Genomic DNA, 24886 nt, shown 5'->3' on the forward strand with positions numbered 1-24886 from the left:
GGACATGCGTCCATGGTGCCGCCTGTCAGGCTGTGCGGGTGAATCGGCCGATGGACACCGACGCAGTGCTCGAGCTCGTGCGCGAGGTCGTCGCCGAGCACGTCACGCCGCACTTCGGTGCGCTCGAGCGGGACGACGTGTCGAGCAAGCGGCGCCCCGGGGACCTGGTGACCGTCGCCGACCGCGAGGCCGAGGCGGCGCTCTCCGCTGCCCTGGGCGCCGCCCACCCGGGGGCCCTCGTCGTCGGCGAGGAGGCCGTGTCCTCGGACCCGACCCTGCTGTGCGGCCTCTCGACGGCGGAGCACGCCTTCGTCGTCGACCCCGTCGACGGCACCCGCCACTTCGTGGCCGGCTCGCCCGACCACGCCACGATGCTCGCCGAGCTGCGCCACGGTCGCACCGTGCGGAGCTGGATCTGGCAGCCCCAGCACAGCCGCGCCTACGTCGCCGAGCACGGGGCCGGGGCGTGGGCGGACGGTGTGCGGATCGAGCCCGCCACCGACCCCAGGACGCTCCGGCCGACGGGGACCTGCTGCGGCGTGGACTACCCCCGGTTGGCCGTGGGGCAGGCCGGCTGGGCGGCGTACGTGAAGAAGAAGCCGTGGGACCACCTGCCCGGCGGGCTGCTGCTCGCCGAGGCCGGCGGTCGTGTGGTGCGCCGCGCGGGGGTGCTGCTCGCGCTCAGCCCTTCCGCTTCGCGCCGAGCTTGAGCACGTCGCCGGACCAGGTGATCGGGTTGAACTCCTGCGCCGGGCGGAACGACACCGCGACGAGCTCCCCGGCGTCCGGGGCGAGGTAGACCAGGCACCGGGTGACCTTCTTGCCCGGCTTGAACTTCTTCGGGAAGTCGGTCGACGGGCAGGCGTCGAAGTCGCTGACGAAGGTGGAAGACTCCACCAGCGTGTCGTTGCCGTCGACGATGTAGAGCGGCGGACGCTCCCCGCCCAGGTCGGTCTCGCCCATGTTCTTGAAGGTCGCCTCGACGAAGTAGGGGTTGGCCTTCTTCAGCTGCTTGCCGAGCTTCCAGCCCTGGAAGGACTGCTTGAACGTCGTCCTGCGCATGTCGGTGACCGTGATGGCCAGCACGCCGACGGTCGACTGGTCGACCTCGTAGGCGACCGTGGCGGTGTCACCGAGCTCCAGGGCCGAGCCCTGGGTGGTGAGCTCGACCCCGTCGGGCACGTCGATGCTCGGGGTGGCCGAGGGCTCCTCGGTCGCGGACTCGGTGACCGACGGGCTCGCGCTCGGCTCGGCCTCGGGCTCCTCGGAGCCCGAGCAGCCCGCCAGTACCAGGGCGGGCAGCACCGCCGCCAGGGTCAGTCCCACCAGCCTCGTCCGCATCACGCCATTGTGCACGTGCTCAGCCCTCAGGCGCCGAGGAACCGCTGGGCGAAGTAGCCGCTGATGCCGTCGATGGCGATCCGCTCCTGCTGCATCGTGTCGCGCTCGCGCACCGTGACAGCGCCGTCCTCGAGGGTGTCGAAGTCGACGGTGACGCAGTAGGGGGTGCCGATCTCGTCCTGGCGTCGGTAGCGCTTGCCGATCGCGCCGGCGTCGTCGAAGTCGACGTACCAGTGCTTGCGAAGCTCGGCCGCCAGGTCGCGGGCCTTGGGCGAGAGGTCGGCGTTGCGCGAGAGCGGCAGCACCGCGACCTTGACCGGGGCCAGGCGCGGGTCCAGGCGCAGCACGGTGCGCTTGTCGACGCCGCCCTTGGTGTTGGGGGCCTCGTCCTCGTGGTAGGCGTCGACCAGGAAGGTCATCAGGCTGCGCGAGAGACCGGCTGCCGGCTCGATGACGTAGGGCGTGTAGCGCTCGTTGCCGGCCTGGTCGTAGTAGGACAGGTCCTTGCCGGAGTGCTTGGCGTGCGTGGACAGGTCGAAGTCCGTGCGGTTGGCGATGCCCTCGAGCTCACCCCACTCCGAGCCCGCGAACTTGAAGCGGTACTCGATGTCGACGGTGCGCTTGGAGTAGTGGGACAGCTTCTCCTGCGCGTGCTCGTAGTGGCGCAGGTTGTCGGGGTCGATGCCGAGGTCGACGTACCACTGCGTGCGGGTGTCGATCCAGTACTGGTGCCAGTCCTCGTCCTCACCGGGCTTGACGAAGAACTCCATCTCCATCTGCTCGAACTCGCGGGTGCGGAAGATGAAGTTGCCCGGGGTGATCTCGTTGCGGAAGGACTTGCCGATCTGGGCGATGCCGAACGGGGGCTTCATCCGCTGGCTGGTGACGATGTTGGCGAAGTTGAGGAAGATGCCCTGCGCGGTCTCGGGGCGCAGGTAGTGCAGGCCGGACTCGTCCTCGATGACACCGAGGTAGGTCTTCAGCAGGCCGGAGAACTGCTTGGGCTCGGTCCAGGCGCCGCGGGTGCCGCAGTTGGTGCAGGCGATCTCGGCCATCGGCACCGAGTCGGGGTCGTCGATCCCCTTCTTCTCCGCGACCGCCTCCTGCAGGTGGTCGGCACGGAAGCGCTTGTGGCAGGACTGGCACTCGGTGAGCGGGTCGGTGAACGTGTCGACGTGGCCGCTGGCCTCCCACGTCTGGCGCGGCAGGATGATCGAGGAGTCCAGGCCCACGACGTCGTCGCGCTGCTGGACCATCGCCTTCCACCACTGGCGCTTGATGTTCTCCTTCAGCTCCACGCCGAGCGGGCCGTAGTCCCAGGCGGAGCGGGTGCCGCCGTAGATCTCGCCGCAGGGGTAGACGAAGCCTCGGCGCTTGGCCAGGGAGACGACGTTGTCGACGGCGGACGGGGGCGGCTTGGCCACGGGTGGCTCGCTCTCTGGGTGCGGGACGACGCCGGCTGGCTGCCGACGGAGCGCTCAGCCTAACGAGCGTGCCGACGCGACGTTCAGGTCGGTCCCGGGGTCCACGACCTCGTAGGCGCTGGGCTCGTCCACGGCCCGGTAGAGCACGGGCACGGCGCGCATCTTGACGTCGTACGACGACAGCGCGCGGCGGTAGGCGCCGACGTTCTCCCAGCGGGTGGTCAGCACCCACAGGTCGGGCTCGTCGACGTTGCGGCCCACCGTGCCGTCGAGGTAGCCGCGACAGGCCGCCAGCGCCTCGTGGGCGGTCATCAGGTCGTCGCGAAAGGAAGCGACGTCCTCGACGGGAACCCGGAACCGCGTGACCACCAGCACACGGGGAGCCTACGTCACGCGCCCGGCCCGCTGAGTTGACAACGATTCCCGATCCTAGTGAGAATCGTTCTCATGAGCTCGTCCCCCACCCGTCGTGCCCTCCGCGCTGCCGCCCTCCTCCTTGCCGGGTCAGTGGCGCTCTCCGGATGCTCGGCGTTCTCCGACGCCTCGTCCTCCCGCAACTCCGTCGGAAGCGACGGCACGCCCGCCGTGGCGGCGTCGTTCTACCCGCTGGAGTTCGTGGCACAGCGGGTGGGAGCCGATCTCATCGACCTGACGGTCCTGTCCGGCCCGGGTCAGGAGCCGCACGACCTCGAGCTCACCGTCGCCCAGACCGCCACCGTCTCGGCCGCCGACCTGGTCATCCTCGAGGAACCGCTGCAGCCGGTCGTCGCCGACGCCGTGGAGCAGAACGGCAACGGTCGCGTGCTGGAGGTCGAGGAAGTGATCGCGTTGCGACCGTTCTCCGAGGGCGGGGACGACCACGCCCACGAGGACGAGCAGGAGCACGCCGACGAGCAGGACCACGCCGACGAGGCGGATGACCACGACCACGGCGACGAGGACCCGCACTTCTGGCTGGACCCCGTCCTGATGGGCGAGCTGGCCGACGCGGTCGCGGAGGAGTTGTCCGAGATCGATCCGGAGCACGCGGAGGACTACTCCGCCAACGCCGCGGCGCTCGTCGAGGAGCTCGACGCGCTGGACGCCGCCTGGACCGACGGGCTGGCCGAGTGCGAGCGCGACGTCGTGGTGGTCTCGCACGACGCTTTCGGCTACCTGACCCGCTACGGCCTGGACTTCCACGGCATCGCCGGCCTCTCGCCGGACGCCGAGCCCACCCCTGCCGACCTCGGTGAGCTGCAGGCACTGATCCGCGACGAGGGCATCACGACCGTCTTCAGCGAGGCCCTGGCCCCCCGTGCCCTCTCCGAGACCCTGGCCCGCGACGCCGGTGTCGAGACCGCGGTCCTCGACCCGATCGAGGGCCTCTCGGACGAGACCGCCGAGGAGGACTACCTTTCCCTCATGGAGGCGAACCTCGAGGCCCTGCGGGAGGCCAACGCATGCCGGTAGCACCCGTGCACCTCGAGGACGGGGCGGTCGCCATCGGCGGTCGCCCCGTCCTTCGTCACGTGGACCTGCGGGTGGAGGCCGGTGAGTTCGTCGCGCTGATGGGGGCCAACGGGTCCGGGAAGTCCACCCTGGTGCGCGCCTTGGTCGGGCTGCGCCCGCTGACCTCGGGACAGCTGCGGCTCTTCGACACCGACCTCGAGCGCTTCCACAGCTGGGCCCGCGTGGGCTACGTGCCCCAACGGGGCGGGGCCGCCTCCGGCGTCCCGGCCTCGGTGTGGGAGGTCGTCGCCTCCGGCCGTCTGACCCGTCGCCGCCTGCTGCGTCCGCTCCGTGCCGCCGACCGCGCAGCGATACGGGACGCCCTCGAGGTGGTGGGACTCCTCGACCGCGCCGGCGACGGCGTCTCCCAGCTCTCCGGCGGCCAGCAGCAGCGGGTGCTGATCGCTCGGGCGCTGGCCGGGGAGCCTGAGCTGTTCTTCCTCGACGAGCCGACCGCCGGGGTCGACCTGGCTAACCAGGAGGCGTTCGCACACGCCCTGTCGGTGCTCAAGTCGCGCGGCGCCACGATCGTCCTCGTCGCGCACGAGCTGGGGCCCCTCGCGGGCCTGGTCGACCGCTCCGTGGTGATGCGGCACGGCCGGGTCGCCTACGACGGCGCCCCGCTCGGCGACCACGCCTCCCCCGGCCTGGCGCCCGACGGCGGTCACGCGCACCACGTCGACCACCTCCACCGCACCCGGCACGACGTGGCACCGCCTGTCACGGGACCGCTCGACACCCGTCCGGAGAGCCGATGAGCACCTTCGAGCTGCTGACCCTGCCCTTCATGCAGCGTGCGCTGCTGGCCGCCGTCTTCACCGGGCTGGCGGCCCCGGCCGTCGGCACGTACATCGTCCAGCGACGACTGGCGCTGATGGGTGACGGCATCGGTCACGTCGCCGTCACGGGTGTCGCGCTCGGCCTGCTGACGGGTGCCTCGCCCACCTGGACCGCAGTCGGCGTCGCGGTCATCGGCGCGATCCTCATCGAGGTCATCCGAGAGCGCGGGCACACCAACGGCGACGTGGCCCTGGCACTGCTGTTCTACGGCGGGCTGGCCGGCGGCGTCCTCATCACCGGCCTGGCGGGGCAGAGCGCCGCTCGGCTCCAGACCTACCTGTTCGGCTCCATCACGACCATCTCCGTCGCCGACGTGGTGGTCACGATGGTGCTCGCCGCGGTCGTGGTCGTCGTGTGCCTCGGCCTTTCACCGCAGCTGTTCGCGGTTGCCCAGGACCAGGAGTTCGCGCGGGTCGCAGGGCTCAACGTGCGCTTCTACAACATCCTCGTGGCGGTGCTGGCCGCGGTGAGCGTCACCGTCGCGATGCGCACCGTGGGGCTGCTGCTGGTCTCCGCGCTGATGGTCGTGCCGGTGGCGACAGCCCAGCAGCTCACCCGGTCCTTCCGCACCACGCTCGGCGCGGCGATGCTGCTGGGTCTCGGCGCCTCCGTCGGGGGTCTGCTGGTGTCGGCGTTCGCCTCCTCGCGCGCCGACGTGGCGCCCGGTCCGAGCATCGTGCTCCTCGCGCTCGCCGGCTTCGTCGTCACCTGGCCCGTCGGGCTGTGGCTGCGTCGGCGCCAGCACCTGACCGAGCCGTTCGACGACGAGATCCCCGAGGACCACCATGACGTGAGCGAGGGGCACACGCACCAGCACGGGGCCGACTGCGGTCACGTCGCGGTCCCCCACGGCGACCACGTGGATTACCTGCACGACGGTCATCGCCACGCGGCGCACGGCCGTCACTACGACGAGCACTGAGCGGGACGACCGGCTAGCAGCCGACGTCTGTCAGGTCCCCGTCGTCGATCGCCCCGCGCCCCAGGTGCATGGCCGAGCAGTAGTAGAACGACAGCAGCGGGTCGCGTCGCAGCACGACCGGCATCCACTCGCCGCTGCTCGTCGGCTCCAGGTAGCGCATCTTCGTGGCGAGCAGCGTGCGCACGGACGTGCGGTGCTTGAGGTAGTGCTCGAGCCACCGCTGGACGTAGGCGCTGGTCAGGGCCTGCCCCCAGCGGCTGGCGGGGAGGACGAGCGGGATGTCGGTGTACTCCAGGTGGGTCGAGGCCCGCGGGACCACGAGCATCGAGTCGACCCCGGCGTCGCGCCACGCGTCGTACCCGGTGGCACGCTCGCGGCGCGGGTCGGGCCCCTGGGGCGAGGGCTGCGGGGCGATCGAGGAGCCACCCGCGGCGAACCACGGGCCCACGGTGAAGCCGTACTCCGACTGCACCGCCAGCGCCGGGACGACCGGCTCGAACGCATCGCTGCCGTCGGTGCCCGAGCTGGTGCTCAGCCCCAGCTTGTCCAGTGCCACGACCGTGGAGACCCGCTCGTCGGTGCCCTGCACCTGCGTGACGGCCGCGGCGCCGAGCGAGTGACCGATGATCGCGATGCGCGTCGTCCTGCCCGTCGCGTTGGGGCGCCTGTCGGGACGTCGGTCGAAGCGGCGGTGCCACGGGTTGTGGGCGTCGACCAGGTCCCCGGCGCCGTGGTCGGGGTAGGGGGTGCGCGGTGTGGAGGTGAAGAAGGACAGGGCGTCCTCGGTGCCGACGACGAAGTTGTCGATCTGCTGGCTCGGCACCCCGTTGAGCGTGCCGTCGTGGGGCAGCGTCTCGCTCGTGCCCTGCCCCTGCACGTCGTAGGTGAGCACGAGGTAGCCGCGCTCGGCGAGGTCCTGGGCGAGCCAGCGGTACATGCCTTCGGAGCCCTGGACGGACCCCTCGGTGATGACCACGCCCGGGAGTCGACCCCTGATCCGCTTGCCGGTGTAGGGATCGCGAGCGCGTGGCAGGGGTGCGTACAGGGTGCCGCGCAGCAGGGCGCCGTAGCGGTTGGTGAACGAGACGTCACGCATCCGGCCGCGGGTGCCGTCCCAGGCGGCGCGGAAGGGGTTGCCGACGTTCCAGCCCGGGACGAAGGCGCCCGGTGTCACGGAGGGGCGGTCCGGAGTGGCGACCTGCTCGAGGAGCTGGGCCACGCCGACCGCGGTGCCCTGCTGGACCAGCGCGGGCAGGTACGCCGGGTCGCCGAGCTGCTGGTCGGTGATGCGGCCGTAGGCGTCGGCGATGTTCTGGGTGTCGCGGGCGACGTACTCCGGCGACCCGACCGCCGGGTCGTCGGCACGCGGGGTGCCCGCGTGCGCGGCCTGGGTGGGCGCGAGGCCCGCCCCCGCGAGCAGGGAGGAGAGGACGAGTGCGGCTCCGAGCGTCTTCACACCCTGGTGAACGACGTCACACCGGACCCGTCACGCATCCGGGTCGTCGTCTCACCGACGGGGCGGCTCGGGGTTGGGCAGGGGGTTGGGCAGCGCCCCGCCGAAGCGTCGGTCCCGCTCGGCGTAGATCTCGATGGCCCGCCACAGGGCACGGCGGTCGACGTCGGGCCAGAGCACGTCGGTGAAGACCATCTCGGAGTAGGCGGCCTGCCAGAGCATGAAGTTCGAGAGCCGCTGCTCCCCCGAGGTCCGCCAGACCAGGTCGGCGTCGGGCAGATCCGGGAGGTAGAGGTGACGGGCGAGCCGCTTCTCGTCGATCTTCTCCGGGTCCAACCGCCCGGCCGCCACCTCGCGCGCCAGTGACCGCGCGGCGTCCGCGAGCTCGGCGCGTCCGCCGTAGTTGACGCACATCGTCAGGGTGAGGACGTCGTTGTCCCGGGTCAACTCCTCCGCGACCTGCAGCTCCTTGACGACCGACCTCCACAGCCTCGGCGCGCGGCCGGCCCAGCGGACCCGGACACCGAGCTCGTGCATCTCGTCGCGGCGCCGGCGGATCACGTCGCGGTTGAAGCCCATCAAGAACCGCACCTCGTCGGGGCTCCGCGACCAGTTCTCGGTCGAGAAGGCGTAGGCGGAGATCGCCTTGACGCCGATCTCGATCGCTCCCTCGACGACGTCGAAGAGCGAGTGCTCCCCCGCCTCGTGCCCCTTGGTGCGCGCCAGCCCGCGCTGCTTGGCCCAGCGACCGTTGCCGTCCATCACGATGGCGACGTGCCCGGGGACCAGCTCGCGCGGCAGGGCCGGGGGGCGGGCTCCAGAGGGGTGCGGGGTCGGTGGGCGGACGGCTCGCTTCACGGCACGGAGACTACGTGTGCCGACGGTGCCCTCAGCGCTGGACGTGCTCCATCGACCGCAGACCGCGCTCGAGGTGCCAGGCGAGGTACGCCGAGACCAGCCCGCTGGCCTCGCGGAGGGTCCGCTGCTCGGCGGCCCCCACGGTGGCCCAGTCCCCGGCGAGCAGCGCACCGAGGACCGCGACGGTCCCCTCGGCCGGGCTCGCGGAGCCGGGCACCCGACAGGTCGTGCAGAGCACCCCGCCCATGGAGGGGTTGAACCAGCGGTGCGGACCTTCGAGACCGCACCGCGCGCAGCCGTCGAAGGTGGGGGCGTAGCCGGCCACCGACAGGGAGCGCAGGAGGTAGGAGTCGAGCACCTGGGCGGGCCCCAGCTCACCGGCCGCCATCGCCCGCAGCCCGCCGACGAGGAGAAGGAACTGCTGCGTGGCGGGCTCCCGCTCCTCGGTGACCAGCCGTTCGGCGGTCTCCAGCATGACGGTCCCGGCGGTGTAGCGCTCGTAGTCGCCGCCCATCCGACCGGCGAACGGGGTCAGTGTCTCGGCCTGGGTGACGGTGTCGAGGCTGCGGCCGTCGGCGAGCTGCAGGTCGACGTGGGTGAACGGCTCGAGACGGGAGCCCCACCGCGAGGACGTGCGGCGCACGCCGCGCGCGACGGCGCGGACCCGGCCGTGCTGGCGGGTCAGCAGCGTGATGATGCGGTCGGCCTCGCCCAGCTTGTGCGTGCGCAGCACGACCGCCTCGTCGCGGTAGAGAGGCACCGCACCATTGTGCCCCGCGGGTGGGTCCGGGGCGGTCAGCGACCGGCGGCGCGGCGGCGACGGCTCGGAGCCCGCCAGCTGCTCTGGCAGAATCCGATGGCCACGTTCGTGAGGCGCTCGGGGCGCAGCCGCCACTCCAGGACCCCGCGGGCCCGCACCAGCTCGGCCCCGGGGACCTCCGAGGCCAGCAGGTCCGCGTCGGAGGTCGGGTGCAGCGGGTCGCGCGGGTGCCCCACGACCAGCGTGGGAGCGGCGATCTGCCGCCTTTCCCTCGAGCGGGGGGCCAGCCTGCCGAACAGGAGTCCGTGGAGCAGCGCCGCCGTGGGACCCGACCTCTGGTCGAGGGCGTCGACGGCCACCCCGGCCCAGAAGGGCAGCAGGGACCGTGGCACGGGGCGGCTGAGCAGTCGCGCGGCGTCGAGGGTGAAGGGCAGCACCCGCGCGGTGAGGAGCAGCGGGGAGGCCGCCAGCAGCCCGGCCTCGAGCGCGTTGTCGAGCACCGGACCCTCCACGAGCAGGCCGCGCACGCGCTCGGGGGCGCTCACCGCGACCTCGAGGGCGACGTTGGCGCCCAGGGAGGTCCCGCCCAGGACGGCTTGGGGCGCTCCCAGGTGGTCCAGCAGCGCCACGACGTGCTCGCCGAAGGCCTCCACGGAGTAGGCGAGCGGATCCGCCGGGCGGTCGGAGCGGCCATGGCCCAGCAGGTCGGGCACAACGACGTGCAGACCGGACGCGGCCAGCGCGCGGGCCAGGGGCTCGTGCATGCGGCGGGTGAGCAGCGGGGCGTGGACCAGCACGACCCACGAGTCGCCCGCACCGTACTCGGTGTACTCGACCCGGTCCCGTCCGTCCTCGGAGTGCAGGAAGAACTGACCGACGCGCTCGGAGACCAGCATGCGGTGAATCTAGCGGGACCTCCCACCAGCAGGGGCTCGGACCGGGACAATGACCCCATGGCCACCACGGTCACCAGCGCCCCCGCATCCGCCCCCGCCCCGACGTCCGCTCCGGTCGTCGGCCCGGTGATGGTGGCACCGGTAGCCCCTCGCATCGGCTGGCGCGGCTCCGTGCCGTTGCTGCTTGGCCCGCCGCGGGACTCGCGGTGATCCTCGTGACACTGGGCCGACCCGGCCTTCGTCGGCTGGTGCTGACCACCGCTGGGCTGGTGGTGGTCACCGGACTCGCCAACGTCACCGGCGGGCGGGACTGGGGCATCTCGGCGGCCTTCGGTGTCGCCAACGCCGCCGAGGCCGTCGTGGCCGGTCTCGTGCTCCGCGCGCGACACCAGGGCCCCCCTGCGCTGGTCACCCTGCAGGACTTCGTCCGGCTCATCGTCGCCGCCGTGGCCGGTGGCGTCGTCATCGCGCTCGGCGCCGGTCTGGCCGTGCTCACCATGGCCGACGGCAGTCTCGTGGAGACCGCCAAGTCCACCTTCAGCTCCCACTCCGCCGCGGTCCTGGTGCTCGTCCCGCTCGCGCTGACCTGGCGGGTACACGCCCACCGCGACCGTCCCGGTGAGCTGCCGGTCCAGGTCACGGCGCTGGCGCTGTCCATCGTCCTGGTGTTCATGCCGGCACAGGAGCTGGCGCTCACCTTCGTCCCCCTGACCTTCCTCGTCTGGGCGGCCCTGCGCTTCGACATCCGGGTGGTGGCCGCCGAGCTCGTCGTCTTCGCCGCCGTGACGACCTATCTCAACGCCCTCGGGTGGGGGCCCTTCGCGGCCGAGATCGACGAGGGCCACACCACCCAGGCCGGGGCGGCCGCACTGTGCCAGCTCTACCTGGTGTGCGCCTCGCTGCTCACCGTGCCGCTCGCGCTCGTCCTGGCCGAGCGCAACCGGCTGGTCGCGCAGGTGACCGCCGAGGAGGTCGTCTTCCGCCGCAACTTCACCGACTCCCTGCTCGGACAGCTGCTCCTGCGTATCGACCACGGCGTGCTGCGCGTCGTCGACGCCAACGACACCGCCGCCGAGGTGGTGCGGCGACCGGCCGGCAGCCTGGTCGGGACCCCGTTGGAGGACCTCCTGTCGACACCGGCCGAGCTCGGCGTGCGGCTGGTGTCCGGCCAGTCCTGGCGCGGTCGGGTCAGCGTGCGCGACGACGACGCCTCCCGGGTCGAGGTCGCCCTGAGCCGGCTCTCCGACACCGGCGACGACGGCAGCCCGGTGTGGTCAGCGCAGCTGCTCGACGTCTCCGCCGAGCACGTCGCACGCCAGGGGCTCGAGGCGGCCGAGCGCCTCACCTCGGCCACCCTCGACACCACCGCGGCGGTCATCCTCGTCACCGACCGGGAGGGCCGGATCGTGCGCGCCAACCAGGCCACGACCGACCTGACCGGCTGGCGCGAGGAGGACCTGCTCGGCCGCAAGGTGTCCGAGACGACACTCGCCGCGAGCGCCACCCCCGACCTCGAGGCGCTGTTCGTGTGGCCGAACCGTTCCGGGCAACCGGTGGTCCGCGAGGGGGAGGCCACGACGCGGGACGGCAAGAAGCTGCGCATCCTGTGGAGCAACAACATGGTGCGCGACGAGCAGGACCTGCCGGCGTACGCCGTGCTGACCGGCATCGACGTCACGACCGAGCGCGCCAGCTCGGGCCTGGTCTCCCACCTGATGCGGGCCGCGATCACCACCGCCATCATCGGTGTCGACCAGGACGGTCTGATCACCGTCTTCAACGCCGGCGCGGAGCTGATGCTCGACCAGGACGCGAGCCGGCAGATCGGGCACCGCTTCGTCGACCTCCTCGACCCCGACCAGGTCGCCGAACGACTCGGCAGCCGCAATCCCGCCCACGCGTTCGCGGCGCTGGTGCGCGACGTCGGCGGGGGCGAGCTGCCGGCACGCGACTGGCTCTGGGTCGCCCGCGACGGCAGTCGTCGCATCGTCTCGATGACGCTCAGCGCGACCGAGGCGTCGGTCAACACCCAGGTCGGTTTCCTGTGCGTCGGGCGCGACGTCACCGAGCAGCGCCAGGGCCAGGACATGCTCGTGCAGGCCCTGGAGAAGGAGCGCACCGCCGTCGAACGGCTGCGCGCCCTCGACGAGGCCAAGAACGAGTTCGTCTCCACCGTCTCCCACGAGCTGCGCACGCCGGTGACGAGCATCGTCGGGTACACCGAGATGCTCCAGGACGGCACCGTCGTGGAGCCGCTGGAGGACCAGCTGCCGCTCTTCTCGACGATCGCCCGCAACGGGCAGCGGCTCATCGTGCTGTGCAACGACCTGCTGACCCTGGCCGGGCTGGACTCGGAGTCGATCACCTGGGAGGCCGAGGACATCGACCTTCGCGAGACCCTGGCCACCGTGGAGACCGCCGTGGCGCCGATGCTCCACGAGCGCGACCTCACGGTGCTCTACGAGACCGCCGAGGAGCCGGTGCGCGTGGTGGGTGACCCCACCCAGCTCGAGCGCGTCGTGATGAACCTCGTGACCAACGCCGTGAAGTTCACCGAGGACGGCGGCGTGGTGCGCGCCCGCGTCGAGGTGCAGGGCGACGAGGCGGTGCTGACCGTCACCGACACCGGCATCGGCATCCCCGGGGAGGAGCAGCCGAACCTCTTCCAGAAGTTCTTCCGCTCCTCCACCGCGCAGAAGGAGGCGATCCAGGGCACCGGGCTCGGGCTCTCGATCGTGGCTGCCATCGTCTCCGCGCACGGAGGCACGATCCGGGTGCGCTCCGAGCACCTGGAGGGCTCCACCTTCACGGTGCGCCTGCCCGTGAAGTACTGATCCCTCCCTCACCCGCTCGTGCCGAGCCGGCGCGTCCTTCCGGAAGGATGCGCCGGCCCGGCGTGGCTCGTGGCGGCGGTCAGGCGCGGTTGACGGCGCTGATGACGGCCTTGAGGGAGGCGGTGACGATGTTGGCGTCGATGCCGACGCCCCAGAGCACCTGACCGTCGACGGCGCACTCGACGTACGCCGCAGCCAGGGCGTCGCCGCCGGCCGAGAGCGCGTGCTCGGCGTAGTCGAGCACGCGCACGTCCTCCACTCCCCCGAGCTCGGTCCCACCGAGGCTCAGCAGGGCGTCGACGAAGGCCGAGAGCGGACCGTTGCCCTCGCCGTGCAGGCTGCGCAGCTCGCCGCGGACGTAGACGTTGACGTCGAGGGCGTCCTTCTGGCCGGCCGCCGAGGAGGTGTGGACCGAGTTGAGCTTGAGCGGCGTCTCGCGGTCGAGGTACTCGGAGCGGAAGACGTCCCAGATCGCCTCCGGGGTCATCTCGCCGCCGTCGGCGTCGGTGCGCTGCTGGACCACGCGCGAGAACTCGATCTGCGCGCGTCGAGGCAGGTCGAGCTTGTGCTCGGCCTTCAGCACGTAGGCGACGCCGCCCTTGCCGGACTGGCTGTTGACCCGGATGACGGCCTCGTAGGTGCGACCCACGTCCTTGGGGTCGATGGGCAGGTACGGCGCCTCCCACGGCAGCTCGCCCACGGGTACGCCGCGCTCGGCGGCCTGCCGGTCCAGGTCCTCCAGGCCCTTCTTGATCGCGTCCTGGTGGGAGCCGGAGAAGGCGGTGTAGACGAGGTCGCCGGCGTAGGGGTGGCGCGGGTGCACCGGCAGCTGGGTGCAGTACTCGACCGTGCGGCGGATCTCGTCGATGTCGGAGAAGTCGACCTGGGGGTCGACCCCCTGGCTGAAGAGGTTCATGCCCAGCGTCACCAGGCAGACGTTGCCGGTGCGCTCGCCGTGCCCGAACAGGCAGCCCTCGACGCGGTCGGCACCGGCCATCATCGCCAGCTCGGTGGCTGCGACGGCGGTGCCCCGGTCGTTGTGCGGGTGCAGGGAGATGACGGTGTTCTCCCGGCGGGTCAGCTGCCGGGAGAACCACTCGATCTGGTCGGCGTAGACATTGGGCGTGGCGACCTCGACGGTCGCCGGCAGGTTGAGGATGATCTCGCGACCGTCCTCGGGCTGCCACACGTCGGTGACGGCCTCGCAGACCTCCAGGCTGAACGGCAGCTCGGCGGAGGTGAAGATCTCCGGGCTGTACTCGTAGCCGATGACGGTCATGTCCAGGTGCGCCTCACCGTGCTTCATGACCAGCTCGGTGCCACGGACCGCGATGTCCTTGACCTCGTCGGTGCTGGCCTTGAACACCACGCGACGGAACAGCGGTGCGACGGCGTTGTACAGGTGGATGTTGGCGCGCGGCACGCCGACCAGGGACTGCACGCTGCGCTCGATGAGGTCCTCGCGGGCCTGCGTGAGCACCGAGATCGTCACGTCGTCGGGGATGCGGTCGCCCTCGATGAGCTGGCGGACGAACTGGAAGTCGGTGTCGCTGGCCGAGGGGAACCCGACCTCGATCTCCTTGTAGCCCATCTTCACGAGCAGGTCGAACATCCGCATCTTGCGGGCCGGGTTCATCGGGTCGATCAGCGCCTGGTTGCCGTCGCGCAGGTCGGTCGAGAGCCAGCGCGGCGCCTCGGTGATGGTGCGGGAGGGCCACGTGCGATCGGGCAGGTCGATCGGCGGGAAGGGGCGGTAGCGCTCGAAGGGCATGCCGCTGGGCTGCTGGGGCGGGATGGTGGTCACGGTGTCCTCGCTGGTGGTGGCTGGTGCTCGGCTGATGGTCAGGTGACCGGCGCGCAGAAGGGCCTCCGCAGCGAGGGGGTCCGGTGTCAGACCTCGCTGCGGCAGCGAAGGAGGAGGAGCTGCTGCATCATGACGCCGCCCACCATAGCCCAGGGCTCCTCGATGAGCGGTCCTCGTCCGAATTCACCCCATCGGGCGAGGCGTCGCGCGAGTCGCCGCCGAAGCACCGCCACTACGTTTCGTGACCATGCCCCCGAGCCCGTCCAGACCAGTCCGTCTGGGCGTCGTGGGCGAGACCGAGCTCGTGACCCACGGCCTCGCCGGGATGCTGCGGCCCCACAGCGGACGGGTGTCCCTGTCGGTGCTCCGGGAGCCGGGGCCGACCCCCGGCCTCGACGTCGTCCTGTGCGACCCCTTCGACGGCCGCGACGTCGCCGGGCGCCTCGAGCGGATCCCGACACTGGGACCGGCGAAGGTCCTGGTCTTCACCTGGACCGACCACCCCCAGCGACGACGGCGCGCCCTGGAGGCCGGGGCGAACGGGTTCTTGACGAAGCACGCGAGCACGCGCGAGCTCCTCGCGGCCGTCGAGGCGGTGCTGCGCGGGGACCCGGTGCCGGACACCAGGGCGCCGGACGAGGACGTCCAGGTCTTCCCCGGGCTCTCCCAACGCGAGTCCGAGGTGCTCGTCCTCATCGGCCTCGGGCTGTCCAACCAGGAGATCGCCGACCGGATCTACGTGTCGGTGAACTCGGTGAAGACCTACATCCGCCAGATCTACGCCAAGACCGGCGCGACCCGGCGCACCCAGGCGGTCGCCTGGGCCCACGAGCACGGCTGGGACGGCTGAGGCCGACCTGACCTCGGGCCGACCTCACACCAGGACGGCCTCGCGCGACTGCTCCGACAACCAGCGCACCGGCGCCTTGGGCACCTCCCGGACCACCGGACGAGCTCCGCCACGGACGGGACGGGGCGCCGGTCGAGCAGGCCGTGCCGGCATCCGCGGCGCGGAGACCCCGGGTGCGACGTATCCCGTCGCGAGCACGGAAGCCGTGCGGTCCGGCGGCAGGAACCTGACCGCCGGCTTGGCGACGCTGCGCACCGGGGTCGGCTCCGGGGCGGCGAACCAGGTGGCCGAGGCCAGCGCGAGCCGGCGGCCCATCCCGAGGTGGCGCACCCCGTGCGCGGTCTTGTTCCACGACGGACGCCACGAGGGCACCAGCAGCTCCAGGGCCGCCACGTAGGTCGCCAGGGAGAGCAGGCACCACCAGACGGGCAGGACCGTGAGGAGGTGCCGCACGGTGCCGTGCCGTCCGCGTGACTCGGCGGCGTACAACGAGACCGTCAGCAGAGCGAGGTTCCCCACCACCAGCAGTGCCATGCCGGCGTAGTAGACCGGGCCCGGGAACAGCGACGCGATCCGGTCCGACCCGGTGAGCAGGTACGCGCCGAACAGTCCCCAGAACACCGGTGAGAGCGCCAGCGAGACGAAGGTGCCCCCCACCTGGAGCTGGAAGGCGAGGTAGGACAGCGGCCCCATCGCCCGTGCCGTGCGCCAGGGGTGGCGCAGGAGGACCAACGAGGTCTGGGCGTAGCCCTTGACCCACCGGCTGCGCTGGTTGAGGGCTGCGCGGGCGGTCAGGCAGGCCTCCTCGTCGGTGTGGCTGTCCAGCACGGTGGTGCGCCACCCCGCGGCGGCGATGGCACCGCCCAGCTCGGCGTCCTCGGTGACGTTCCACGGGTCCCAGGCACCCACCGACCCGTCGTCCGGGTCCGGCATCGTCGGCATCTGCTCGCGCTCGAAGGCGATCTCGCGCAGCAGCGCGACCGGGAAGTGGTTGGAGGTCCCACCCAACGGCACCGGAAGCCCGAGGCGCGCCAGGCCCGTGAGGACCAGGTCGAAGTGGACGGCGTACTCGTTGCCGAGCAGCCGGCTGGTCCAGGTGGTGGGGCGGACGTCGTAGCCGTCGTCGTCGCGCCGGGTGCGTCCCTCCCCGTCGCGCAGCGGTTGCTCGTTGTCGAACACCAGGCGCGCCTGCACGCAGCCCAGTCGGTCGCCGCGACGCTCCGCGGCCCGGAAGGTCGCGGCCGCCTTGCGCAGCTGTTGCGGCTCGGGTCGGTCCTCCGCGTCGAAGATCACCGCCAGATCCCCGGTGGCGTGCTGCAGCGCGTAGTTGCAGGCCTTCGGCTTCCCGTAGGGACGGGCGGCCGGCACGATCACGATCCGGAAGTGGTCGGGCAGGTCGAACGCGCGGGCCGCCGCCACGGTCGCGCCGTCCCGCTCCTCCAGCACCAGCAGGCACTCGAGTCGGTCGCGCGGGTAGTCCACGGCCTCCATCGCCGCGACGACCACCGGGATCATGTTCGCCTCGTCGTACATCGGGTGCAGCGTCGTGTAGCGGGGCAGCTCGTCGTCGGGCACCGGCTCCTGCTCGGGGGTCCGGTAGCCGCGAGAGGCCAGCACGAGCGTCAGCCGCAGCACCATGTAGGCGGTGAGGAAGACCATCGCCGCCCCGACCAGGGTCGCTCCGAGCGAGCTCGGCGACCAGGCCCCCAGGAGGGCGAGGCCGACGAGCAGGTACGCCGCGACGGCTCGTTGCGCGCGTGTCGTGGTGTGCTCGGCGGTCTCGCGACGGTGCACGGGCCGTGCCTCCGTGCCGGCGAGGCCGTCACTGCCGTGAGAGGGTCGTCCCATCACCTGCTCCCTTCGAGAGGACGAGGAAGTTGTCGGTCTGCAGCACGACGCCGAACCCGGCCAGCCGGGGCGAGCCGTGCAGGGCGAGGGCCAGCGAGTCCTCGTCGCCCGGGGTGGTCCTCATGACCACGACGTCGATGTCCGAGTCGTCGTCGGCCGGTCTCTCCAGGGCGGAGTCCCAGGCTCCGGCACTGCCCTCGTAGACGACGCGGTCCTGGTTGGGGAAGATCACCCACTCGTTGAAGATCGACTCCGCGAGGATGCGTCCCGTGGTGCGTTCGGCCACGAACCGCCCCACCTCCCGCTGCTCGGCGTAGGCGGCGCGGGCCTGACCGGCCTCCACGGCGGTCACGGGCACCGCGGGCGTGCTGAGGGCGTGGGACACCAGGAGTCCCGCGGACCCCACCACGACCGCGGCCAGGGCCGCACCTCGGACACCGGGCGCGCGCGTCGGGCGCGGCAGCGCACCGACGAGGTAGCCCGTGAACAGCGCCGCCGGCACCACCAGCACCACGGCCATCCGCAGGTTGTAGAGGTCGCCGTCCACCTCGACGACGCGCATCGGCTGGCTGCCCGACCACAGGCCGTAGACGAGGAAGGCCGGCGGCACCGTCGTGGTCAGCAGGGCGGTGAACCGAGGGCCGCCGCGCTCCCGGGCCCCGGCCACCAGCAGCCCCAGCGCACCGCCGACGAGGGCGAGCCACCCGGCGGTGTGGATGCCGCCCCAGGCGTAGGTGCGCCACGAGCGGGACCAGGAGCCGACCTGGCTCATGTCGAGCCTGGACATCTGGTCGACGCTGGACCAGGCACCGCGGTACCAGTGGAGCCAGTCCCCGAACAGGACGGCGTTCCAGACCAGCCACCCGAGCACCGCGAGGGCCATGTAGAAACCGAAGACCAGGAGCGTGCCCTGGGCGGCCTGGTCCCCGCGCCACAGCCGCTGGCGGCGTACGGCGCAGGCGTGCGCGACCACGCACCACAGCGCTGCCGAGAAGACCCAGGCCTCGTAGCGGACCAGGACCAGCAGGGCGCACAGACCCGCACCGAGGAAGAGCCAGCGCGTGCTCCCGTGCCGCTGCCAGCGCAGCACGGCGTGCACGGCCCATACCATCCCGGCGTACATCAGGGGCTCGCCCATCGGGGTCGCCTGCAGGTAGAGCACGTCGGCGTTGAGGCCGAGGACGGCGGCCGCTGCCCAGCCCCCGGCGCGCGAACCCGTCAGGTCCCGCACGACCAGGAAGAGCCCCAGGCACGTGGCGACGTGACAGGCCATCGAGAAGACCGACCCGGCGAACCCGGAGAGGTAGAGGGCGTCGTTCCACGCCAGGGTGCTGATGAGGACGTGCTGGAGCGGCAGCCAGATGCCGCCGAGCTGGGCGAGCCCGGTGCTCTCCCCCACCACCACGCGCCGACCGATCATCAGGTGCGAGAGCGCGTCCTTGTATCCGAGCACGAGGTCCTGGTGGAGCACGTGCCACCAGGAGAGCACCGAGAGGGCCAGCGCGAGCAGCACGACCCAGGTCGCGTCACGACGCAGCAGGCCGGCACGCCGCCCCGTCGTCGGAGAAGCACGCGTGGACGCAGGACGCGTCGACACGACACCCGCCACAGCCGCCCCCCCGGCTCCTCGGTCCGCGCCGCCCCCTCCCGGACCGCGCGGGCACCACCCTGGCAGCGACGCGGGTGATTTACCTTCGTTTGCTGGGATCGTCCGCTCCGGCCACCGCGGACGGCGATCCCTTTACCTTCAGCGGACACCCGTGGGTCCCCGGCACCCGGCCCGCTCTCCTAGGCTCGCGGGCATGGCCACCCTGCTCGTCGTCCACCACTCCCCGACCGACACCGTGCGTGCGTTGACCGACGCCGTCCTCGCCGGGGCACGGCACGAGGACATCGAGGGCGTCGAGGTGGTCGAGCGCGCCGCGCTGGAGGCCTCGGCCGACGACGTGCTCGCCGCCGACGGCTACGTCCTCGTGACGCCCGCGAACTTCGGCTACATGTCCGGCGCCCTGAAGCACTTCTTCGACTCCCTGTTCCTGCAGGTGGGCGGCGCGCTCGCCGACGACGGCGCGGCGGGCGGGTCCGGCGCGACCGGCGGGCGTCGGCCCTTCGGCCTCGCGGTGCACGGTCGCTACGACACCACCGGGGCGGTGCGATCGGTGCTCTCGATCACCGGCGCCCTGCCCTGGCAGCAGGCGGCGCCCGTGCTCGAGCTGCTCGGCGACCTCGACGACGAGGCGCTCGAGGCGGGGCGCGAGCTGGGAGGCACGGTGGCGGCCCTGCTGTCGCAGTGACCCGCGGTCGGTCGATCGTCCCGCTCGGCAGGTAGCCTCCCGGCGTGCGCCCCACCCGACGTCGACCGAGCACCGCCCTGGCGGGGCTGCTCGGGACGCTCCTCCTCGGTGGGCTGGTCGCGTGCGGTGAGGAGCGCTCCTCCGCCGCCACCACCGAGCCGCCCGAGAAGGGTGAGTGCCGGCTGCTCACGCCCGAGGACGTCGCACGACCCAGCAACGGCACCGCGACCGTGCCGTGCGGGGACCGTCACACCGCGCAGACCTTCCAGGTCGGTGAGCTCCCCGAGGAGCTGCACGACCTCGAGCCGGACGACCCCGCGCTCGGGACCCACGTCTACGGGGAGTGCAGCTCCTCCTTCGCCGGCTTCCTCAAGGGCGACGAGTCCGCCGTGATGCGCAGCGTCGTCTCGTGGGTGTGGTTCCGCCCCGACGACGCGTCCTGGGACGCCGGGGCCCGGTGGTTCCGGTGCGACGTGATCGGTGGCGGTGAGCAGCTGACGCCGTACCGTGCGCTGCCGAAGAACGCCAAGGGGCTGCTGGAGGGGCTGCCGCCCGACCAGTGGATGGTGTGCGCGACCGGCCGCAGCGTGCAGGCGGGCACGAAGGTGCCGTGCAGCGAGCCGCACACCTGGCGGGCCGTGACCACCATCAAGGTCGGCGAGCCGGGCGAGCCCTACCCCGGCGACGACGCGGTCGCCGAGATCACCAGCGACTTCTGCTCCGACTCGGTCGGGGCGTGGCTAGGCTACCCGACGTCGTACGACTACGGGTCGACGTTCTTCGGCGAGGCCGAGTGGGAGGCCGGCAACCGGCGCTCGGTCTGCTGGGCCAAGACGCAGCAGTAGCAGCCTCCGGCCCCGGAGTCAGCAGTCAGAAACCGAGCTTGCGCAGCTGGCGCGGGTCGCGCTGCCAGTCCTTGGCGACCTTGACGTGCAGGTCGAGGTAGACCGGGGTGCCGAGCATCGCCTCGATCTGCTGGCGCGCGGCCGTGCCGACCTGGCGCAGCCGGGCGCCTTTGCGGCCGATGACGATCCCCTTCTGGGAGTCGCGCTCGACGTAGAGGTTGGCGTGGATGTCGAGCAGGGGCTTGCCCTCGGGGCGCCCCTCACGCAGGCCCATCTCCTCCACGACGACGGCGATGGAGTGCGGCAGCTCGTCGCGTACGCCGTCGAGGGCCGCCTCGCGGACCAGCTCGGCCACGAGGACCTCCTCGGGGCTGTCGGTCAGCTCGCCCTCGGGGTAGAGCGGCGGGCCCTCGGGCAGCAGCCCCACCAGCAGGTCGGCCAGCAGGTCGACCTGGTCGCCGGCCTTCGCCGACACCGGCACGATCTCGGCCCAGTCCGTGCCCGTCTCCTGCCCCAGCGCCTGGATGGCCAGCAGGTGCTCGCCGATCCGCTCGGGGCTCGCGAGGTCGGTCTTGGTCGCGATGGCGATCTTGGTGGTGCGGCGGACCTTGGCCAGCTCGCCGACGATGAACCGGTCACCGGGACCGATCTTCTCGTTGCTGGGGAAGCACACCGCGACGACGTCGACCTCGGCCCAGGTGGTGGTCACCAGGTCGTTGAGCCGCTCGCCGAGCAGCGTGCGCGGACGGTGCAGGCCGGGGGTGTCGACGAGGACCAGCTGGGCGTCGGGACGGTGCACGATGCCGCGCACCACGGTGCGCGTGGTCTGGGGCTTGTCGCTGGTGATGGCGATCTTCGAGCCCACCAGGGCGTTGGTGAGCGTGGACTTCCCGGCGTTGGGCCGTCCCACGAACGAGGCGAACCCGCTGCGGTGCTCCGGCTGGTCCTGCGTGGTCTCGGTCATCCCTGGGCCTCCCGTGCCTGGTCGTAGTCGGCCCAGATCTCCTCGTCGGACTTGCCGGCGGCCTTGCCGGCCCGCCAGATCGGGCCGGGGTCGACGGCCCGTGGCTGCCGCTCCTGGCCGCCGCGCCAGTAGCCCATGACGTCGTACTGGTCCGAGGGCAGGCGCCGCTCGCGCATGAGGTGCTTGCGGATGGCGCGCATCTGCGCGGACTCCCCCGCCATCCAGAAGTAGCCGGTGCCCTCGGGCCAGGTCAGGTCGCTGACCACCTCGGCCAGCGCCGACACCCCGTCGCCGGGTTGGGCCAGCCAGGCGACCTCGGCACGCTCGGGGAGGTAGCCCGGGACCCGCTCGGGGACCTCGGCCCACACCCGCACCGGCAGGTCGGTGCTCTCCACGATGCGGGCCATCGCCGGCATCGCGGTGAGGTCGCCCACGAGCATCAGCCAGCCGGCCTCCGCCGGCGGCGCGAAGGAGCCCTTCGGGTCGGTGACCGTCACCGTCTCGCCCACGACGGCGTCGGGTCGTTGGGCCCACTCCGTCACCAGCCCGACGTCGTGCACGACGACGTCGAGCACCAGCTCGGCGCCGTCCCACGAGCGGACGGTGTAGTAGCGGCTCTGGAACTGGCCGGGCACGACCAGGCCGACCCACTCGTCCGGCACACCGGTGCTGCTGAAGCCCGCCAGGCCCTCGCCCCCGAGGGTCAGCCGGAGCAGGTGGTCGGCGAGCCGCTCGCGGCGCAGGACGGTCGCGCTGTGCTGCTGGGCTCGGACACTCACGCGCCGAGGCTACTCACCACGACGGACGCAGCGGGAATCCGTCACCGCCCGCGTCGTCGGTCCGCACCGCCAGCACCTGGTGCAGCTGGATCTCGTTGCGCTCGAACGCCAGCCGGCTTCCTGCCATGTAGAGGCCCCACACCCGGGCGGTCCCCTCGCCCACCTCGGCGACCGCGGCGTCCCAGTTCTCCACCAGGTTGCGGCACCAGTCGCGCAGCGTCATGGCGTAGTGGACGCGCAGGTTCTCCTCGTGCATCACCTCGAGCCCGGCGTCCTGGGCGGCGGTGATGATCGTGCCGGAGCCGGTGAGCTCCCCGTCGGGGAAGACGTAGCGGTCGATGAAGGCGCCGGTCTCGGTCGGCCGGTTGTCGTGCCGGGTGATGCAGTGGTTGAGCAGCCGGCCCTGCGGACGCAGGTGCTCGCGCAGGAAGCCGAAGTACGCCGGGTACTGCTTGACCCCGATGTGCTCGGTCAGCCCGATCGAGGAGATCGCGTCGAAGTCGCCCTCGAGGACGTCGCGGTAGTCGCTGTGCCGCACCTCGGCGAGGTCCCCGAGGCCGTCGCGGTCGATGGCCTCCTTGGCGTACGACGCCTGCTCCCTGCTCAGGGTCACCCCGAGCGCCCGCACGCCGTAGTGCTGCGCGGCGTGGCGCACCATCCCGCCCCAGCCGCAGCCGACGTCGAGCAACCGCTGCCCGGGCTGCAGGTCGAGCTTGCGGCACACCAGGTCGAACTTCTCCTGCTGCGCCTCCTCCAGCGTCGCGTCGGCCTCGGGGTAGACCGCACAGGTGTAGGCCATCGAGGGGCCGAGCACCAGCTCGTAGAAGGCGTTGGAGACGTCGTAGTGGTGCTGGATCGCCTCGGCGTCGCGTGCCAGCGAGTGGCGCAGCCCCTCGACGGTGCGGCGCCAGCGCGGCAGGTGCTCCTGCGGCGGCGGGGGCGGTGGCTTGAGCACGCCCAGCCCGGCGCCCGCGACCAGGCCGCGGACCAGGCCGAGCGCCTCGGCCGGCGAGGGCGCCCGGAAGCGCAGGTGGTTCTGCAGCAGCCGCATGGCGTCGTACGGATCCCCGGGGTGCACGCCGTGGACGCGCAGGTCGCCGCTGACGTAGGCCCGGGCCATCCCGAGGTCGCCCGGCGCGGTGAGGAGGTAGGCCAGGCCGCGCTCGGTGACCAGCTCGAGGGTGATGTCGGCGCCGGGCGGGCCCGCGCTCGAGCCGTCGTAGGCCTCGAGGCGCACCGGCATGCCGTCGCGCAGCAGCGAGGCGACCGCCTCGCCGATGGAGAGGTTCCGAGAGGTCACTGGCGTCGCACCACCTTGTCGTAGAGGGAGGTCAAGCGGCCGTCGGGGTCGTGGACGGCCTTCACGGCGGCCAGCCGGGCGCCGTCGTAGAGCCGGTCGAAGGTCTCGCGGTCGTAGAACGCCTCGGAGTACAGCGACTTGTGCCCTCCCAGGGCATGGACGCGCTCCTCGACCGCGCGGTTCACCGGACCCAGCGGGGCGTCGTCACCGACGTGGACGGTGCCCCAGAAGCCGATGTTGACGTAGGGCCGCCCCGGCTCGAGGGGGTACGTCGGCCAGTCCCGTCGCGCGACCAGCGGACAGATCCACACCGGGGTCATGCCCACGTGGTCGTCGAACCAGTCGAGGAACTCCGGGAGCCGCTCGACCGGCACCTCGACGTCCTGGACGACGCGCTCACGCCGGGGACGCCCGGCGCGACGGTCGAGCCGGTCCACCAGGCCCCAGCGGGTGTCGAGACCGACCAGCCGGTGGTAGACGTCGCTGCGCCGCCAGCGGCGCGGCCAGGCTCGACGCACCCAGGGGCGGTGCAGGCCCAGGGCACCGGAGCACCAGAACCAGTCGGTGTCCCAGCGCCACAGGTAGTCCAGGGTGGTCAGCTCGTCGCGCGGGCGACTCTGCACCGACCGGAAGAAGATCTCCGTGCCCGTGTAGTCGCTGGGCCGGGTCGCCGGTCCCTCGCGCCAGCGGGCCACGGTGAGGTAGGCCTCGTCGGGGGCGAAGACCACCCCGTCGAGCCCGTCGACCTGCTCCCCGTCGTGCTCACCGGTCTCCACGATCGTGGCGACCGTCTTGGCCAGCAGGCCCCGGTCGTCGATGCGGACGTGCTCGAGCTCGACGTGCCCCGGTGCCGGCAGCAGCTCGATCACGAGCCGCGTGGCGTAGCCCAACGAGCCGTAGGAGTTGGGGAAGGCGTCGAAGAGGTCGTCCCCCGGGCGGACCGTCACCACGTCCCCGGCCCCGGTGAGGACGTCCATCTCCAGGACCGCCTCGTGCGGCAGGCCGTGGCGGAAGCTCGTGGACTCGATCCCGAGACCGGTGACCGCGCCACCGAGGGTGATGGTGCGCAGCTGCGGCACCACCGTGGGGACCAGGCCGTGGGCCAGCGTCGCGTCGACGAGGTCCTCGTAGGTGCACATCCCCTGCACCTGGGCGGTCCGGCTCACCGGGTCGACCTCGAGGACGCCCGCGAGACAGGACACGTCGAGCACGGCCCCCACCGCGGTGCGGGGCCGGAAGAGGTTGGAGGTGGTCTTGGCCAGCCGCACCGGGGAGCCCGCCGGGATGGCGGCGTACGACGCCCGCAGCGCCCGGATCGCGTCCGCGTGCTGCTGCCAGGGGTCGATGGAGCGGCGTGCCTCCCTCACCCCACCGACGGTACTC

General features: G+C 72.1%; 22 protein-coding genes. 8 read left to right on the forward strand and 14 right to left on the reverse strand.

What is annotated here, in order from left to right; all coding sequences use genetic code 11:
- The first annotated feature begins 50 nt into the window (after positions 1–50).
- Positions 51–710 carry an inositol monophosphatase family protein gene (locus tag A6R01_RS14670; RefSeq protein ID WP_292607297.1) on the forward strand — a complete coding sequence of 220 codons (660 nt, stop codon included), beginning with the start codon at positions 51–53 and terminating at the stop codon, positions 708–710.
- Here the strand turns inward: A6R01_RS14670 and A6R01_RS14675 are convergent.
- The 3 genes from A6R01_RS14675 to A6R01_RS14685 are packed head-to-tail and all read right to left on the reverse strand — an operon-like array spanning position 682 to position 3140.
- Positions 682–1341, reverse strand: a complete 660-nt coding sequence (locus tag A6R01_RS14675) for a hypothetical protein (protein WP_292607299.1) — start codon at positions 1339–1341, stop codon at positions 682–684. The two genes, A6R01_RS14670 and A6R01_RS14675, sit on opposite strands and share 29 nt — an antisense overlap.
- A 26-nt stretch (positions 1342–1367) precedes the next feature.
- The gene (locus A6R01_RS14680; RefSeq protein WP_292607302.1) at positions 1368–2765 is read right to left on the reverse strand and encodes a glycine--tRNA ligase; all 1398 of its coding nucleotides are present in this window, start codon (positions 2763–2765) and stop codon (positions 1368–1370) included.
- A gap of 54 nt (positions 2766–2819) precedes the next feature.
- The gene (locus tag A6R01_RS14685) at positions 2820–3140 is read right to left on the reverse strand and encodes an antibiotic biosynthesis monooxygenase family protein (protein WP_292607305.1); all 321 of its coding nucleotides are present in this window, start codon (positions 3138–3140) and stop codon (positions 2820–2822) included.
- A gap of 72 nt (positions 3141–3212) precedes the next feature.
- Here A6R01_RS14685 and A6R01_RS14690 point away from each other — a divergent pair, with 72 nt between their 5' ends.
- The 3 genes from A6R01_RS14690 to A6R01_RS14700 are packed head-to-tail and all read left to right on the forward strand — an operon-like array spanning position 3213 to position 6018.
- On the forward strand, positions 3213–4217 hold the full coding sequence (locus A6R01_RS14690; protein WP_292607308.1) for a metal ABC transporter substrate-binding protein: 1005 nt from the start codon (positions 3213–3215) through the stop codon (positions 4215–4217).
- On the forward strand, positions 4208–5014 hold the full coding sequence (locus A6R01_RS14695; RefSeq protein ID WP_292607311.1) for an ATP-binding cassette domain-containing protein: 807 nt from the start codon (positions 4208–4210) through the stop codon (positions 5012–5014). The genes A6R01_RS14690 and A6R01_RS14695 overlap by 10 nt, the downstream gene beginning before the upstream one ends.
- Positions 5011–6018: a metal ABC transporter permease gene (locus tag A6R01_RS14700; protein WP_292607313.1), complete on the forward strand. Its 1008-nt coding sequence runs from the start codon at positions 5011–5013 to the stop codon at positions 6016–6018. The genes A6R01_RS14695 and A6R01_RS14700 overlap by 4 nt, the downstream gene beginning before the upstream one ends.
- 13 nt (positions 6019–6031) lie before the next feature.
- On the opposite strand, the gene A6R01_RS14705 is transcribed toward A6R01_RS14700, so the two are convergent.
- The 4 genes from A6R01_RS14705 to A6R01_RS14720 are packed head-to-tail and all read right to left on the reverse strand — an operon-like array spanning position 6032 to position 9985.
- On the reverse strand, positions 6032–7474 hold the full coding sequence (locus tag A6R01_RS14705; protein WP_292607315.1) for an alpha/beta hydrolase: 1443 nt from the start codon (positions 7472–7474) through the stop codon (positions 6032–6034).
- A 51-nt stretch (positions 7475–7525) separates the two neighbouring features.
- Entirely contained in the window at positions 7526–8329 is an 804-nt protein-coding gene (locus tag A6R01_RS14710) for an isoprenyl transferase (RefSeq protein ID WP_292607318.1), read from the reverse strand.
- A 31-nt stretch (positions 8330–8360) separates the two neighbouring features.
- Positions 8361–9089 (reverse strand): DNA repair protein RecO, encoded by a 729-nt coding sequence (gene recO, locus A6R01_RS14715; RefSeq protein ID WP_292607321.1) that lies wholly within the window; start codon positions 9087–9089, stop codon positions 8361–8363.
- A gap of 35 nt (positions 9090–9124) precedes the next feature.
- The gene (locus A6R01_RS14720) at positions 9125–9985 is read right to left on the reverse strand and encodes an alpha/beta fold hydrolase (RefSeq protein WP_292607324.1); all 861 of its coding nucleotides are present in this window, start codon (positions 9983–9985) and stop codon (positions 9125–9127) included.
- Between the two features lie 158 nt (positions 9986–10143).
- On the opposite strand from A6R01_RS14720, the gene A6R01_RS14725 reads away from it, so the two are divergent.
- Positions 10144–12819: an ATP-binding protein gene (locus A6R01_RS14725; RefSeq protein WP_292607503.1), complete on the forward strand. Its 2676-nt coding sequence runs from the start codon at positions 10144–10146 to the stop codon at positions 12817–12819.
- A 79-nt stretch (positions 12820–12898) separates the two neighbouring features.
- On the opposite strand, the gene leuA is transcribed toward A6R01_RS14725, so the two are convergent.
- Positions 12899–14590 (reverse strand): 2-isopropylmalate synthase, encoded by a 1692-nt coding sequence (gene leuA / locus A6R01_RS14730; protein WP_292607507.1) that lies wholly within the window; start codon positions 14588–14590, stop codon positions 12899–12901.
- Between the two features lie 319 nt (positions 14591–14909).
- On the opposite strand from leuA, the gene A6R01_RS14735 reads away from it, so the two are divergent.
- Complete coding sequence (locus tag A6R01_RS14735; RefSeq protein WP_292607327.1) at positions 14910–15473, forward strand: response regulator transcription factor; 564 nt, start codon at positions 14910–14912, stop codon at positions 15471–15473.
- Positions 15474–15497: 24 nt separating this feature from the next.
- On the opposite strand, the gene A6R01_RS14740 is transcribed toward A6R01_RS14735, so the two are convergent.
- Together A6R01_RS14740 and A6R01_RS14745 are read right to left on the reverse strand one after the other, a co-directional pair.
- Complete coding sequence (locus A6R01_RS14740) at positions 15498–17267, reverse strand: glycosyltransferase (RefSeq protein WP_292607328.1); 1770 nt, start codon at positions 17265–17267, stop codon at positions 15498–15500.
- A 28-nt stretch (positions 17268–17295) separates the two neighbouring features.
- A complete protein-coding gene (locus A6R01_RS14745) occupies positions 17296–18918 on the reverse strand; it encodes a hypothetical protein (RefSeq protein WP_292607331.1) in 1623 nt (540 codons plus the stop codon).
- 205 nt (positions 18919–19123) lie between these two features.
- Here A6R01_RS14745 and A6R01_RS14750 point away from each other — a divergent pair, with 205 nt between their 5' ends.
- Together A6R01_RS14750 and A6R01_RS14755 are read left to right on the forward strand one after the other, a co-directional pair.
- Entirely contained in the window at positions 19124–19615 is a 492-nt protein-coding gene (locus A6R01_RS14750) for an NAD(P)H-dependent oxidoreductase (protein WP_292607334.1), read from the forward strand.
- 44 nt (positions 19616–19659) lie between these two features.
- Complete coding sequence (locus A6R01_RS14755) at positions 19660–20460, forward strand: septum formation family protein (RefSeq protein ID WP_292607337.1); 801 nt, start codon at positions 19660–19662, stop codon at positions 20458–20460.
- A 25-nt stretch (positions 20461–20485) separates the two neighbouring features.
- On the opposite strand, the gene era is transcribed toward A6R01_RS14755, so the two are convergent.
- The 4 genes from era to A6R01_RS14775 are packed head-to-tail and all read right to left on the reverse strand — an operon-like array spanning position 20486 to position 24870.
- Positions 20486–21424: a GTPase Era gene (gene era, locus A6R01_RS14760; RefSeq protein ID WP_292607339.1), complete on the reverse strand. Its 939-nt coding sequence runs from the start codon at positions 21422–21424 to the stop codon at positions 20486–20488.
- On the reverse strand, positions 21421–22203 hold the full coding sequence (locus tag A6R01_RS14765) for a siderophore-interacting protein (protein ID WP_292607341.1): 783 nt from the start codon (positions 22201–22203) through the stop codon (positions 21421–21423). The genes era and A6R01_RS14765 overlap by 4 nt, the downstream gene beginning before the upstream one ends.
- Before the next feature lie 13 nt (positions 22204–22216).
- Positions 22217–23503 (reverse strand): class I SAM-dependent methyltransferase, encoded by a 1287-nt coding sequence (locus A6R01_RS14770; RefSeq protein WP_292607344.1) that lies wholly within the window; start codon positions 23501–23503, stop codon positions 22217–22219.
- Positions 23500–24870, reverse strand: coding sequence for an FAD-binding oxidoreductase (locus A6R01_RS14775; RefSeq protein WP_292607347.1), 1371 nt, complete (start codon positions 24868–24870; stop codon positions 23500–23502). Before A6R01_RS14775 ends, A6R01_RS14770 begins: the two co-directional genes overlap by 4 nt.
- Between the last annotated feature and the right edge of the window lie 16 nt (positions 24871–24886).

Source organism: Nocardioides sp. REDSEA-S30_B4, from assembly GCF_001627265.1.
Lineage (GTDB): Bacteria > Actinomycetota > Actinomycetes > Propionibacteriales > Nocardioidaceae > Nocardioides.

Coding starts and splice junctions, on each gene's coding strand:
- A6R01_RS14670 (WP_292607297.1), top strand. CDS start 51: ATGGACACCGACGCAGTGCTCGAGCTCGTGCGCGAGGTCGTCGCCGAG.
- A6R01_RS14700 (WP_292607313.1), top strand. CDS start 5,011: ATGAGCACCTTCGAGCTGCTGACCCTGCCCTTCATGCAGCGTGCGCTG.
- A6R01_RS14720 (WP_292607324.1), bottom strand. CDS start 9,985: ATGCTGGTCTCCGAGCGCGTCGGTCAGTTCTTCCTGCACTCCGAGGAC.
- A6R01_RS14675 (WP_292607299.1), bottom strand. CDS start 1,341: ATGCGGACGAGGCTGGTGGGACTGACCCTGGCGGCGGTGCTGCCCGCC.
- A6R01_RS14695 (WP_292607311.1), top strand. CDS start 4,208: ATGCCGGTAGCACCCGTGCACCTCGAGGACGGGGCGGTCGCCATCGGC.
- era (WP_292607339.1), bottom strand. CDS start 21,424: ATGACCGAGACCACGCAGGACCAGCCGGAGCACCGCAGCGGGTTCGCC.
- A6R01_RS14690 (WP_292607308.1), top strand. CDS start 3,213: ATGAGCTCGTCCCCCACCCGTCGTGCCCTCCGCGCTGCCGCCCTCCTC.
- leuA (WP_292607507.1), bottom strand. CDS start 14,590: ATGCCCTTCGAGCGCTACCGCCCCTTCCCGCCGATCGACCTGCCCGAT.
- A6R01_RS14750 (WP_292607334.1), top strand. CDS start 19,124: ATGGCCACCCTGCTCGTCGTCCACCACTCCCCGACCGACACCGTGCGT.